Annotated in this window: 12 protein-coding genes; 1 reads left to right on the plus strand and 11 read right to left on the minus strand. The window is 59.6% G+C overall.

Annotated elements, in window-relative coordinates; genetic code table 11:
• Nucleotides 1-16 precede the first annotated feature (16 nt).
• On the plus strand, nucleotides 17-1885 hold the full coding sequence (gene dxs, locus BN1125_RS10180) for a 1-deoxy-D-xylulose-5-phosphate synthase (protein ID WP_042012170.1): 1869 nt from the start codon (nucleotides 17-19) through the stop codon (nucleotides 1883-1885).
• 76 nt (nucleotides 1886-1961) lie between these two features.
• Here the strand turns inward: dxs and BN1125_RS10185 are convergent, their stop codons facing one another.
• From BN1125_RS10185 to ribD, 11 genes are all read right to left on the minus strand, one after another.
• The gene (locus tag BN1125_RS10185) at nucleotides 1962-2903 is read right to left on the minus strand and encodes an ABC transporter permease (protein WP_042012171.1); all 942 of its coding nucleotides are present in this window, start codon (nucleotides 2901-2903) and stop codon (nucleotides 1962-1964) included.
• A gap of 4 nt (nucleotides 2904-2907) precedes the next feature.
• Nucleotides 2908-3882 carry an ABC transporter permease gene (locus tag BN1125_RS10190; RefSeq protein ID WP_042012172.1) on the minus strand — a complete coding sequence of 325 codons (975 nt, stop codon included), beginning with the start codon at nucleotides 3880-3882 and terminating at the stop codon, nucleotides 2908-2910.
• A gap of 97 nt (nucleotides 3883-3979) precedes the next feature.
• On the minus strand, nucleotides 3980-5536 hold the full coding sequence (locus BN1125_RS10195; RefSeq protein ID WP_042012173.1) for an ABC transporter substrate-binding protein: 1557 nt from the start codon (nucleotides 5534-5536) through the stop codon (nucleotides 3980-3982).
• A 75-nt stretch (nucleotides 5537-5611) separates the two neighbouring features.
• Nucleotides 5612-7336, minus strand: coding sequence for a dipeptide ABC transporter ATP-binding protein (locus BN1125_RS10200; RefSeq protein WP_042012175.1), 1725 nt, complete (start codon nucleotides 7334-7336; stop codon nucleotides 5612-5614).
• 487 nt (nucleotides 7337-7823) lie between these two features.
• Entirely contained in the window at nucleotides 7824-8318 is a 495-nt protein-coding gene (locus tag BN1125_RS10205; RefSeq protein WP_042012177.1) for a phosphatidylglycerophosphatase A family protein, read from the minus strand.
• Nucleotides 8315-9274: a thiamine-phosphate kinase gene (thiL, locus tag BN1125_RS10210; protein WP_042012236.1), complete on the minus strand. Its 960-nt coding sequence runs from the start codon at nucleotides 9272-9274 to the stop codon at nucleotides 8315-8317. Before thiL ends, BN1125_RS10205 begins: the two co-directional genes overlap by 4 nt.
• Before the next feature lie 57 nt (nucleotides 9275-9331).
• Nucleotides 9332-9745, minus strand: a complete 414-nt coding sequence (nusB, locus tag BN1125_RS10215) for a transcription antitermination factor NusB (RefSeq protein WP_042012178.1) — start codon at nucleotides 9743-9745, stop codon at nucleotides 9332-9334.
• A 14-nt stretch (nucleotides 9746-9759) separates the two neighbouring features.
• The gene (gene ribH / locus BN1125_RS10220; RefSeq protein ID WP_042012179.1) at nucleotides 9760-10230 is read right to left on the minus strand and encodes a 6,7-dimethyl-8-ribityllumazine synthase; all 471 of its coding nucleotides are present in this window, start codon (nucleotides 10228-10230) and stop codon (nucleotides 9760-9762) included.
• Nucleotides 10231-10360: 130 nt separating this feature from the next.
• Nucleotides 10361-11470, minus strand: a complete 1110-nt coding sequence (ribBA, locus tag BN1125_RS10225) for a bifunctional 3,4-dihydroxy-2-butanone-4-phosphate synthase/GTP cyclohydrolase II (RefSeq protein WP_042012181.1) — start codon at nucleotides 11468-11470, stop codon at nucleotides 10361-10363.
• A gap of 147 nt (nucleotides 11471-11617) precedes the next feature.
• Nucleotides 11618-12271 carry a riboflavin synthase gene (locus BN1125_RS10230; RefSeq protein ID WP_042012183.1) on the minus strand — a complete coding sequence of 218 codons (654 nt, stop codon included), beginning with the start codon at nucleotides 12269-12271 and terminating at the stop codon, nucleotides 11618-11620.
• A gap of 54 nt (nucleotides 12272-12325) precedes the next feature.
• Nucleotides 12326-13435, minus strand: coding sequence for a bifunctional diaminohydroxyphosphoribosylaminopyrimidine deaminase/5-amino-6-(5-phosphoribosylamino)uracil reductase RibD (ribD, locus tag BN1125_RS10235; protein ID WP_042012185.1), 1110 nt, complete (start codon nucleotides 13433-13435; stop codon nucleotides 12326-12328).
• Nucleotides 13436-13475: the final 40 nt, after the last annotated feature.

The raw sequence follows: 13475 nt of genomic DNA on the forward strand, positions 1-13475 counted from the left end.
GGATAACAGTAACAATATGAGCGTTGATATTAGCAATTTCCCCAACCTGGCCCTCGCGGACACTCCGGTCGAGCTGCGTTCCTTGCCCAAAGATCGGCTGCCGATGCTGTGCAACGAGCTGCGCGATTATCTGCTGCACTCTGTCAGCCGCTCCAGCGGACACTTTGCCTCCGGGCTCGGCACGGTTGAGCTGACCGTGGCCCTGCACTACGTCTACAACACTCCGTTCGATCGGCTGATCTGGGATGTGGGCCATCAGGCCTATCCCCACAAGATCCTGACCGGACGCCGTGACCAGATCCACACCATCCGCCAGAAGGACGGTCTGCACCCCTTTCCCTGGCGCGGTGAGAGCGAGTACGACGTACTCAGCGTTGGCCACTCCAGCACCTCCATCGGTGCGGCGCTTGGCATGGCGGTTGCCGCCGAGAGCGAAGGGCTGGGGCGCAAGGTCGTCGCAGTGATCGGTGATGGCGCCCTGACTGCAGGCATGGCCTTTGAAGCGCTCAACCACGCCGGCGATGTCCATAAAGACATGCTGGTGATCCTCAACGACAACGAGATGTCCATCTCCGAGAATGTCGGGGCGCTGAACAACCATCTGGCCCGGGTCATGTCCGGCAAGCTCTACACCACCATCCGCGAAGGCGGCAAGAAGGTGCTGGCGGGGCTGCCACCGGTCAAGGAGCTGGCCAAGCGGGCCGAAGAGCACCTCAAGGGGATGGTGGTGCCCGGCACCCTGTTCGAGGAGTTTGGCTTCAACTACATCGGCCCTATCGACGGCCACGATATCGAGGCGCTGGTTGAGACCCTGCGCAACATGCGTAACCTCAAGGGGCCGCAGCTGCTGCACGTTAAGACCAAGAAGGGCAAGGGTTACGAGCCGGCGGAAAAAGACCCCATCGGTTATCACGCCGTGCCCAAGTTCAATCCGGACGATTGCTCCCTGCCCAAGGCGAGCGGCGCCAAACCGACCTTCTCGGCTATCTTTGGCCAGTGGCTGTGCGACATGGCCGCCAAAGATGAGAAGCTAGTCGGCATCACCCCCGCCATGCGTGAAGGCTCGGGGCTGGTGAAATTCAGCCAGCAGTATCCGGATCGCTACTTCGATGTGGCTATTGCCGAGCAACATGCGGTCACTTTCGCCGCGGGTCTCGCCATCGCCGACAAGAAGCCGGTGGTCGCCATCTATTCGAGCTTCCTGCAGCGCGCCTACGATCAGGTGATCCACGACGTGGCGCTGCAAGATCTACCGGTGCTGTTCGCCATCGACCGGGCCGGTCTGGTGGGGGCCGATGGCCCGACCCATCAGGGGGCGTTTGACATCAGCTTCCTGCGCACCGTGCCCAACATCGTGATCATGACGCCATCCGACGAGAACGAGTGCCGCCAGATGCTCTATACCGGCTATCGCCATCAAGGCCCTGCAGCGGTACGTTACCCCCGTGGCTGCAGCCTGAGCGATGCTCCCATCTCGTCAGAGATGCAGGCGCTGGAGCTTGGCAAGGGACGCATCCTGCGAGAAGGTAAGGGCACCGCTATTCTGGCCTTTGGTACTCTGCTGCACCACGCGAAAGCGGCCGCAGAGGCACTGGATGCCACTCTGGTGGACATGCGCTTCGTCAAGCCGATGGATGAGGCATTGGTGCTGTCGCTTGCGGCCAGCCACGCTCACTTCGTCACCATCGAAGACAATGCAATCATGGGCGGTGCTGGTTCGGCGGTGAACGAGCTGCTGATGCGCAGCAAGCAGTGCAAGCCGGTACTCAACCTCGGCCTGCCGGATCGCTTCGTGGAACAGGGCACCCAGCAGGAGATCTATACCCTGCTCGGTCTGGACGATGCAGGCATCCAGCGCAGTATCGAAAGCTGGCTGCAAGCCTGACCTGCTGCGAGTTAAAGAGCAAATAAGAGAAGGGCGCCTGATGGCGCCCTTCTTGTATCTTCACTTCTGACCGGAATTAACCCTTGTAAATCTTCGGGTTAAACACATCCCGCAGCCAGTCACCCAGCAGGTTGATGACCAGCACCAGCACCACCAGACAGATGCCCGGGAAGGCTGTGATCCACCAGGAGCCGGAGAAGATGTAGTTGAAGCCGACGCTGATGAGCGAGCCGAGGGATGGCTGATCTACCGGCATCCCCAATCCGAGAAAGGAGAGTGCCGCCTCGCTCATGATGGCGTTGGCTACCTGCACGGTAGAGATGACCAGAATGGGCGACAAACAGTTGGGCAGAATGTGGCGGAACATGATGCGCGGGGCACGGAACCCCATCACCTTGGCCGCTTCCACATACTCCTTCTTCTTCTCCGCCAGCACCGAGGCGCGCACGGTACGGGCGTACTGCGGCCACTCGGCGATACCGATGATCACCACCAGCATCAGGATGGCGAACTTCGAGTAGAACTCGGAGCCAAAGGTTGCCTGAAAGATGGCGGAGATAATGATCGCCACCATCATGGTGGAGAACGACAACTGCACATCGGCAAAGCGCATCAGCAGGTTATCGATACGACCACCGAAGTAACCGGCAATCAGACCGATGACGATGCCGAGCACCAACTGCAGCGCCACCGCAAACAGACCTATGGTGAGGGAGATTCGGGCACCATAGAGGATAGTGCTCCAGATATCCCGCCCCTGGTTGTCGGTACCGAGCCAGAAACGTGCCTCGCCCCCTTCCAGCCAGGAAGGCGGCAATTCGGCGTCCATCAGATCGAAGCTGGTCTGGTCATAGACGTTGTGCGGTGCAATCCAGGGCGCCAACAGCGCAGCCAGTACGAACACCGCAAACACCGCAAAGCTGAACATGGCTACCTTGTCCCGCAGGAAGTAGTAGACGATGTCAGAGTTCTTGAATCGAGCCCAACGGCTTGGGCTTGCAGTTACAGCATTAGACATTTGCTTACCCCTTGGCAGTCAGGTTAACGGTCGGGTTGATGAGCCCGTAGAGCAGGTCGACCAAGGTGTTGGTCACCACGAAGATCAATCCCACGAAGATGACGTAGGCGGTGATCAGCGGGGTATCGACCCGGTGGATCGCCTCAAGGAACAGGAAACCTGTTCCCGGCCACTGGAACACGCTCTCGGTCAGGATTGTGTAGGCCACCATGGTGCCGATCTGCACCCCACCGACGGTAATGACCGGCAGCATGGTGTTCTTGAGGGCGTGCTGGTAGTAGACCTTGTTGTTGTCCAGCCCCTTGGCGCGGGCGAATTTGACATACTCGGAGGAGAGCTGTTCCAGCATCTCGGAGCGCACCAACCGGATAAACAGCGGCAGCATGATGGAAGAGAGCGACACCGCCGGCAGGATCAGGTGCAGGATGCCATCCCAGGTGAAGAAGCCCGACTCCCAGCCCAGCAGGTTATAGGTCTCGCCGCGGCCATAGGCCGGCAGCCAGCCCAGCTGGATGGAGAAGAGATACATCAGCATGATGGCGGTCAGGAACACCGGGATCGAGATGCCGATACTGCTTCCCGCCATGATGATCTTGGTGGGAATGCTGCGCGGGCGGATCGCCGAATAAACACCAAGCGGGATGGAGACCACTACAATGATGAGCGCGGCGGCAAACACCAGCTCAAGGGTAGCCACCAGCTTGTCGAGGATCACCTCGAGAGCCGGTCGCTTGAAGAAATAGGAGGTGCCCAGATCCCCGTGTACCGCATTCTTCAGAAAGCGACTGTATTTGACCAAAAAGGGATCATTGAGGCCCATCTTGTCGCGCAGCTCCTGGCGCACGGACTCGGAGACGGATTGTCCCACCAGCTCGCGCAGCGGATCCCCCAGGTTATCCTGGATGGAGAAGGCGACCAGGCTGATGACGAACATCACTATCAAGGCCTGATAGAACCGTTTGAGCAGGAATGTAAACATGCTTGTCCTTCTACGTGGCCTGTGTCATGGCACAGGCTTCTGTTAGTGGGTGGCGCGATCTCGGCCGCGCCACCCTGTCCTTCCTTGTGACTTGCGCTTACTTGTTGACCACCAGGTCACCCAGGTAAGGGAAGTTCATCACGTTGACCACTGGCTTGATGTCGACGTTCTTCTTGGCGCCATACGCCAGATCTTCCCAGTGCAGCGGCACATAGGCAGCGTCGTCGATCAGCATAGCTTCCACCTTCTGCAGAATGGCGGCACGCTTGGCCGGATCGGTCTCGGTGTTGGCATCCATCACCATCTTGTCCGCTTCGGCATTGGCATAGCCGGCGCAGTTGTACTGGCCCATGCCGGTCTTGGCATCCTTGGTGAAGGTCAGGAACTCGAAGAAGTTCGCGGTATCTTCGGTGTCGGAGTGCCAACCGATCATCTGCATGTCGGCGCCACACTTGTCAAACTCCGGCCAGTACTGGGCCACCGGCATGGTCTTCAGATCCACCTTGATGTTGATCTTGGCCAGCATGGCGGAGACAGCCTGGGCAATCTTGACGTCGTTGACGTAACGGGCAGCCGGGGCGATGAAGCTCATCTTGAAGCCCTGCTCGTAACCGGCCTCTTTCATCAGCTCCTTGGCCTTGGCCAGATCATACTGGGGCACCAGCGCCTCGTTGTAACCGGCATAGCCTTTCGGGCTCAGCTGGCCAGCGGGGGTACCAAAGCCCTTATTGATCTTCTCGACGATGCCCACCTGGTTGATGGCGTAGTTGATGGCCTGACGCACCCGCTTGTCTTTCAGCGCTGGGTTGGTGTTCTGGTTCAGCTCGATGATGATGGCGCGGGTACCGGACAGGGTGACCAGCTGGGAATCCTTACCGTTCTTCACACGCTCCAGATCGTTCGGGGCCACCGGGTAGATCATGTCCACGTCGCCACCCAGCAGGGCAGCCACACGGGTCGCATCTTCCTTGATTGGCACCACGGTCAGGTTCTCGACGTTGCCCTTGGAAGCCTTGTCCCAATAGTTGGCATTGCGCACGTATTCCAGCTTCACGCCCTGCTCGCGGAACTTGACGCTGAACGGACCGGTGCCGGAGACATTGGTAGAGGCAAAGGAGTCACCGTTCTTGACGATCTCGCCCTTGTCTTTGCCCGCTTCGGTCTTGCCAGTGTAGAACTTGGAGTCCATCGGGAAGATATAGGTGACGGTCTGCAGCACCAGCGGGAACGGCTTGGCGGTGACGAGATCGACGGTGAAATCATCGACCTTCTTGGCTTCGGCGATAGGGTCGAAGATCGCCTTGAAGTCAGGGGACGCCTTCAGACGGTTGACGGTCCACACCACATCATCGGCGGTAAAGTCGTTACCGGAGTGGAACTTGACCCCTTTGCGCAGGTGGAAGCGAACAGTCTTGTCATCGACACGCTCGAACTTCTCGGCCAGCCGGGGTTCGAATTGCAGATCCTGGGTGTAGCGCATCAGGGGATCGAACACCAGATGGGACAATTCCAGGGTCTGGCCGGAGAGCTGCTCCTGCGGATCCAGCGAGGTGGCATCGGAGGCGACGCCTACCTTGATATCAGCGGCTGAGACACTGAAGGCGAAACCGGCGGCAAACAGCGCCAGGGCAACTTTAGACAATCCTTTCTTCATCGTTTTCTCCATGCTTTTGGCTTTTTTATTAACGAACAACAGGTTTGAGTGACCCTCCGGCGAACCGGCACTCTTCTAGCTTGCGATGTCCAGCCCCTCACGGGACATTCCCTTGAACTCCGGCATGAGGGAGATCAGCTTGCGACTGTACTCATGCTCGGCATTGGTAAAGAGTTTCTCGGTCTCGGCCACCTCAACCAGGTTGCCATGCTGCATTACCCCGATGCGATCGCACATCTGGCGGATCACCGGCAGATCGTGGCTGATAAACAGCATGGTGAGGCCAAGCTCCTGCTGCAGATCCTTGAGCAGGTTGAGGATCTGGGCCTGCACCGAGACATCCAGCGCCGAGGTGGGCTCGTCGCAGATAAGGAAACGCGGACGAGTGGCCAGGGCTCGGGCGATGGAGATACGCTGGCGCTGACCGCCGGAGAACTCGTGGGGATACTTGACCCCGGCACCGCGGCCGAGCCCCACGTGATCGAGCAGATCGTTGACGATCCCCTCGATCTGGCTCTCGCTGTCCGCCAGTTTGTGGAAGCGGATCGGCTCGGCAATGATGTCGCGCACCTTCATGCGCGGGTTCATCGACGAATAGGGATTCTGAAACACCATCTGCATCTGGCGGCGCAGCGGGCGACGCTCGCGCTCGCTCTTGAGCGCAGTCAGGTCGATCCCCTCGAAGAAGATCTTGCCGGTGTCAGGCGGATAGAGGCCGGTGATGGCGCGGGCAATGGTCGACTTGCCGGAGCCCGACTCCCCCACCAGACCGAAGGTCTCCCCTTCGAAGATCTCGAAGCTGATGTTGTTGCAGGCGCGCACATACTGGCGGCGGCTCGGGAAGAAAGAGTCCTTGGTGACGAACTTCAGATCGACGTTCTCCACCCGCAGCAGCGCCCCTTCATAGGCACGCTGGTCCTGACTCTGACCAAGCCAGTGGGTCTTGAGGTCGATATTGGTATCCGGCGCACTGGCATCTTCGATGTAGGAGACCAGCGGGAAACGCACCAGCTTGACATCGGATCGCGGTACCGCCGAGATGAGGCTGCGGGTATAGGGATGATTGGGGCTGCCCAGCACCTGTTCGGTCAGGCCGAACTCCACCAGATCGCCGCGATACATCACCGCCACCTTGTCGGTGACGTTGGAGACCACGCCCATGTCGTGAGTCACCAGCATGCAGCCCACCTGACGCTCTTTACAGAGAGTGCGGATAAGCTGGAGGATCTGATCCTGAATGGAGACGTCGAGGGCCGTGGTCGGCTCGTCGGCGATGATAAGCTCGGGATCGCATGAGAGTGCGATGGCAATGACCACACGCTGACGCATGCCACCGGAGAACTGGTGCGGATACTGCTTGATGCGCAGCTCCGGCTGCGGAATACCTACCGCCTCCATCAGCACCAGCGCCTTGGCAAAGGCCGCCTCGCGGGTCAGATCTGTGTTGGCCAGCATGGTCTCCACCAGTTGCTGCTCCACGGTGAACAGCGGGTTGAGGGAGGTCATGGGATCTTGAAAGATGAACCCGATGCGAGAACCTCGAATGGCCCGCATCTCGTTCTGGCTCTTGCCAGAAATCAGCTCGCCATTGAGATAGATATCGCCACGGGCAATGTGCCCGGGGGGGCTCAGCAGATCGATGACGGCGTTGCCGATGGTGGACTTGCCGGCGCCGGACTCTCCGACCACGCCGACAATCTCCCCCTTTTCGATGGAGAAAGAGAGATCCTTCACCGCGGCCAGCACCCCGTAGCGGGAGGGGTACTCGATCCGCAAGTTCTTTACTTCGAGCAAGGACATGTTTACCTCTGCGGGGGACATCCGTCCCAAATAATTCGTCCGTAAATCTGCCGCAGATGCCGGTTGTTACCTTGGGCAATATTTGCTCAATCCATGAGGCAGCGAAACCAGCGATCCGGGCGGGTTTTTTGCATTTTTTTGGAATAACCCGCGAGTAACTTAGACGGTTTGACCTCGGGTGTAAATGATTGAGTTATACAATTCCGCAATGTTTTGTGCAGACAACCATCAATTTGGTAGAGATAAATGATGATTTTCATCACATAAATGGTCGGTACATCCGCACATCTATTGGTATCAATACGTTAATTTCAACAAAAATACAACAAGCAGCATTTATCACTGTTTCAAAAGCGATCGCGAGCCCCGAATGAGTAGTGAATATTTATGTGAAATGGATGATAAACGGCAGCATATGCCGATGAATGAAAATTAAGCAGAGATAAATCGGGGGATGCCAGAACGGTCATCCCCCGGAAGAGACCATTCAGCCGAGCCAGAACGCCAGTAATTGCATACAAAACAGGGCGAACAGGCCGGCGATCAGATCGTCCAGCATGATGCCAAGTCCGCCGTGGATCCTGCGATCAAACCAGGAGATGGGCCAGGGCTTGAGCACATCAAACAACCGGAACAGCGCAAAGCCCGCCACCACCCACACCCATCCGGTCGGCGCGGCAATCATGGTGACACCAAAGCCGATCACCTCGTCCCAGACGATGGCGCCGTGATCCGGCATACCGATGGCATCGGTGGCGCTCTGGCAGATACGGATCCCCACCACAAACCCCACAGCCAGCAAGGCGATAAACCAGTGGGTCGGCAGACCGCTCACCAGCAAGTAGAGCGGAATGGCCGCCAGCGTGCCCATGGTGCCCGGCGCCTTGGGGGAGAGACCTGAACCAAATCCCACCGCCAGAAAGTGAAGCGGATTTTTCAGATCCAGTCGTGTCAGCTCGGGTTTTATCCTGAACATACTCATGCGAAGTGATCCCACCCTTTCAGTTGCAACTCGACCGGTTGGTCGCCGTGCAGGTAGTCGATGCCGGGCTCGCCCGCCACGATGCGGCCGATGCGGCTGAACTTGACCCCGCTGTGAGCCAGCGCCGTATCTAGCGCGCCGCGGTGCGCTTCCGGTACGGTGAAGCAGAGCTCGTAGTCATCGCCACCGGCCAGCGCCAGTTGCCACGCCTCCTGCTCGCTCACCGCATCCTGCAGCACCGGCGAGAGGGGCAGCAGATCGAGATCGATCAGGGCCCGCACGTCAGACGCCTTGAGGATATGGCCGAGATCCGAGGCCAACCCATCGGAGAGATCCAGGGCGCTGCTGGCCAGCCCGCGCAACGCCTGACCGGCAAGAATGCGGGGATGAGGGTGGTCGAGGCGCGGCAGCACGGCGGCCAGCTGATTCTCGTTGAGGGTGCGTTTACCCAGCAGGTGGGAGAGCGCCAGCGCGGCATCCCCCAAGGTGCCGGTGACATAGATGCCGTCACCGGCTTTGGCACCGCTGCGAAGCAGGGCACGCCCGGCAGGCACCGAGCCTTTCACCGATACTGTGATGGAGAGGGGCCCCCGGGTCATGTCACCACCCACCAGTGCCACGTTGTAGTATTCGGCCAGCTCCAGGAATCCTTCAGCAAAACCGGCAACCCAGCCTTCGTTAATGGTCGGCAGGGTCAGCGCCAGCGACACCCAACGTGGCTCGGCGCCCATGGCGGCGAGATCGGAGAGATTGACCGCCAGCGCCTTGTAGCCGAGATCCACCGGATCCATGTCGGGAAAGAAGTGTACTCCGCTCACCAGGGTGTCGGTGCTCACCGCCAGCTGGGTATCGGGGGGCAGGGTCAGCAGGGCACAGTCATCTCCAGGGCCCATCACCACGTCTTTACGGGCGTGGGGGACCTTGAAGTACTTATCAATCAACTCAAATTCACCCATACAGTAAAAAGCCAGCAATAAGCTGGCTCCTCTCTTAGATGCTGACGGACAGCAGGATCAGCGCTTGTCCAGCGACTTGATCACCTTGTCCAGTACACCGTTGACAAACTTGTGGCTGTCATCGGCGGCGAAGGCTTTAGCCAGCTCGATCGCTTCGTTGATCACCACGCGCGGCGGCACATCATCACGACGGGTCAGCTCATAGGTCGCCAGACGCAGGATCGCCTTGTCCACCATGTCCACTTCGTCCAGCGGACGGGAGAGGAAAGGTGCAAAGACCTTGTCCAGCTCGTTGCAGTGGAGGGCTACCCCGAACAGCAGATCGCGGAAATAGTTCAGATCCACACCCTTGGTGTCCTGATCGATTTTGAACTGCTCTTCGATGTCACCCACGTTGGCCTTGGTCATCTGCCACTGGTAAATGGCCTGGGTGGCGCAATGGCGGGCTTTACGGCGCTCGGACGGTTTCAATGCATTTCTCCTCGTTACACGTCCAGTTGTTTCAGGACGTTGATCATTTCGAGCGCTGCCAGTGCAGCCTCTGCACCCTTGTTACCCGCCTTGGTACCTGCACGCTCGATGGCTTGTTCAATGTTTTCAGTGGTCAGCACGCCGAAGGCAACGGGAATTTCATACTCCATCATCACCTGAGCCATGCCTTTGCTGTTCTCGTTTGCCACCAAGTCGAAGTGGTAAGTGCCGCCACGGATGACAGTACCGACCGCCACGATGGCGTCATATTGGCCGCTCTTGGCCAGCTTCTTGATGACCAGCGGCATTTCAACCGCACCCGGCACTTTTACCAGGGTCAGGTTGCTGTCCTGTACCTGGCCTTGACGCTTCAGTACGTCCACTGCGCCACTCACCAGGCTGTCGTTGATGAAGCTGTTGAAGCGGGCAACGACAATCGCAACGCGCGCTGCTGGAGCGGCAATATTTCCTTCGATAACCTTCATTGGAAATCCTGTATCTGTGCAATCAAAAGGGCCGGAGTCAAAAGTGCGCACAGTCTAGCACAACAGACCCACGACAAAAACCATGGCCGCAACGAGCGACCATGATCGTGATTTAAGCGAAACGAGGCGCTTACTCGCCGACGTATTCCACCACTTCCAGACCGAAGCCACCGAGGGCATGGTACTTCTTCGGTGAACTCAAGAGGCGCATCTTGCTCACGCCCAGCGCCTTGAGGATCTGGGAACCCACCCCGACCCGGCGTGAGGTTCCCTGCCATTTGGCCCCTTCCGGTGCCAGCCCCTTGTCGGCGGCCTCGAACCCCTTGACCCGGGCTAGCAGCTCGGCGCCATGAGATTCCGCCCCCAGGATCACCAACACGCCGCCTTCGCTGGCGATGCGGGCCATGGATTTGGGCAACGGCCAGCTACGAGCGGCATGACGGTCGGTCAGCAACAGATCGCTCAGCACGTCGTGCAGGTGCACGCGCACCAGGGTCGGCTGGTCGGCCTGCACCTCACCCTTTTTCAGGGCGAAGTGAACTTGATTGTCGATGGTGTCGCGGAAGGTGATGAGATCAAACTCGCCAAACTCGGTGGGCAATTTGCACTCGGCTACCTTCTCGACCGTGGTCTCGTGCTGGTTGCGGTATTCGATAAGATCCGCGATGGTGCCAAGCTTGATACCGTGCAGCTCGGCGAAGGTCTCGAGATCAGGACGACGTGCCATTGAGCCATCTTCGTTGAGGATTTCGACGATCACGGAGGCCGCCTCGTAACCGGCCAGACGGGCCAGATCGCAGCCGGCCTCGGTGTGACCAGCGCGGGTCAGCACGCCGCCATCCTGCGCCATCAGCGGGAATATGTGGCCCGGCTGCACCAGATCGGCGGCCTTGGCATTGGGTGCCACAGCCGCCTGCACGGTCACCGCGCGATCGGCGGCAGAGATTCCAGTGGTCACCCCTTCGGCCGCTTCGATGGTCACGGTAAAGGCGGTGGAGAACTGGGCATTGTTGCGATCAACCATCAGCGGCAGCGCCAGCTGCTTGCAGCGATCCCGGGTCAGAGTCAGGCAGATGAGGCCACGGCCGTAGCGGGCCATGAAGTTGATATCCTCCGGACGGACGCAGGAGGCTGCCATGATGAGGTCCCCTTCGTTCTCCCTGTCTTCGTCATCCATCAGGATCACCATCTTGCCAGCCTTGATATCGGCAATGATCTCCTGGGTTGTGCTCAGCGCCATGGGCTACTCCATCTGTCTATTTGGGGATTGAGCCCGCAGGCTCAACGGGAATGCGAAATATGCTGCTCTAGATTGGGGCACATGGCCCCATTTCAATCGGAGCGGGATCACAGAAAATCGTTTTGGTCGGGGCCAACACCCCGACCATCAGAGAAAACCGGCCTTGGCCAGCTTGTCGAGAGTCAGGGTGGAGGCACTGCTCTCCTGACGCTTGCCCATCATCAGCCGCTCCAGATAGCGGGCGATCTGATCCACCTCGAGGTTGACCTTGTGGCCCGGTTTCCAGCTGGCGATGGTAGTCTCCTGGGCGGTGTGAGGCACGATGGTCAGGCGGAAGAGCTCCCCCTGCACGGCGTTAACGGTGAGGCTGATGCCATCCACCGCGATGGAGCCCTTCTCGGCGATGTAGCGGGAGAGCTCGCCCGGCACCTTGATCCAGTACTCGATGGCGCGGCCACTGCTGGAGACGCTTTTCACTTCCCCAATCCCGTCCACGTGGCCGGAGACCAGATGGCCGCCGAGGCGGGAGGTGGGCATCAGCGCCTTCTCGAGGTTGACCCGATCGCCCACCTTCGCCTCGGCAAAGCCGGTGCGCGACAAGGTTTCCAGCGACACATCGGCGGTATAGCGCTTGTCACCCAGCGCCACCACAGTGAGGCAGACACCGTTGGTGGCGATGGAGTCGCCCAGCTTGACGTCGCCAAAATCGAGACTCGGCGCATGGACGGTGAGGGCCATGTCGTCGCCCTGACGGCGCAGCTCGGCCAGGGTTCCCACCGCTTCGATAATTCCGGTAAACATGCAGATCACCTTGCTGATGACAGGGCAGATTACGCCCCCTTGAACATTGATAAATCAGGTTATTTTGGCAGTAATGCGAATATCTTGGCCAACCATGCGCACATCCTTGATGACGAGCTTGGGGGCCTGAAACAGCCGGGTCAGGCCCGGCAGATGGAACAGGCCGCGTCCCTCGTCGCCCATCAATTTGGGTGCCTGATAGAGCACCAGCTCATCCACCAACCCCTTTTCCAGCAAGGCGCCGCACAGCCGCGGGCCCGCCTCGACCAGTACCGAGTTGACGTTCTGCTTGGCCAGCAACATGAACAGGCTGACCAGGTCCAGCCTTCCCTCGTGCAACGGCAGCGCCAGTTGCTGCACCCACTCTGGCCACTCGCCGGATGCCTTGTGACGGGCTAACAGCACCGGGCTCTCGCGCTGGAACAGTGGCAGATCGGGAGTGAGCCGGTTTTGCGAATCGACGATGACCCGCAACGGCTGGCGCACTGTCTCTTTGGGATAGGCGCTCTTGACCGAGGGAGGCAACTCGTCCCAGCGCACGGTCAGAGAGGCACCATCGGCCAGCACGGTTTCGGCGCTGGAGAGCACCGCATCGTGGCGGGCACGCAGCCGCTGCACGTCGCGGCGCGCCTCCGGGGAGGTGATCCACTGGCTCTCGCCGCTCGCCATGGCGGTGCGGCCATCGAGGCTGGCCCCCAGCTTGACGGTTACCCGCGGGAAGGCGGTACGCATCCGTTTGAAAAAGCCCGGGTTGAGCGCTTCGGCTTCGCTCGCCAGCAGGCCAAAATCGGTCTTGATGCCCGCCTCGGAGAGCATGCGCAGGCCGCGCCCGCCCACCTCGGGGTTGGGGTCGACCATGGCGGCCACCACCCGGGCCACACCGGCGTTGATCAGCGCCTCGGCGCAGGGTGGAGTTCGACCGTGGTGGGAGCAGGGTTCGAGAGTCACATAGGCGGTGGCGCCACGGGCGTTGTCACCGGCGGCGCGCAGGGCATAGACCTCAGCATGGGGTTCGCCCGCCTTCTGATGCCACCCTTCGCCAACTACCACGCCATCTTTGACCAGCACGGCGCCGACACAGGGGTTGGGGGCCGTGGTGTAGCGGCCGCGGCGGGCCAGTTCGAGGGCCCGACTCATCCATTGGTAATCATCTTGACTAAACATTCGGGCTCCTGTTTTCAACAACATCCAAGCCGTATCGCAT

The sequence above is a fragment of the Aeromonas fluvialis genome, assembly GCF_000819885.1.
Lineage (GTDB): Bacteria > Pseudomonadota > Gammaproteobacteria > Enterobacterales > Aeromonadaceae > Aeromonas > Aeromonas fluvialis.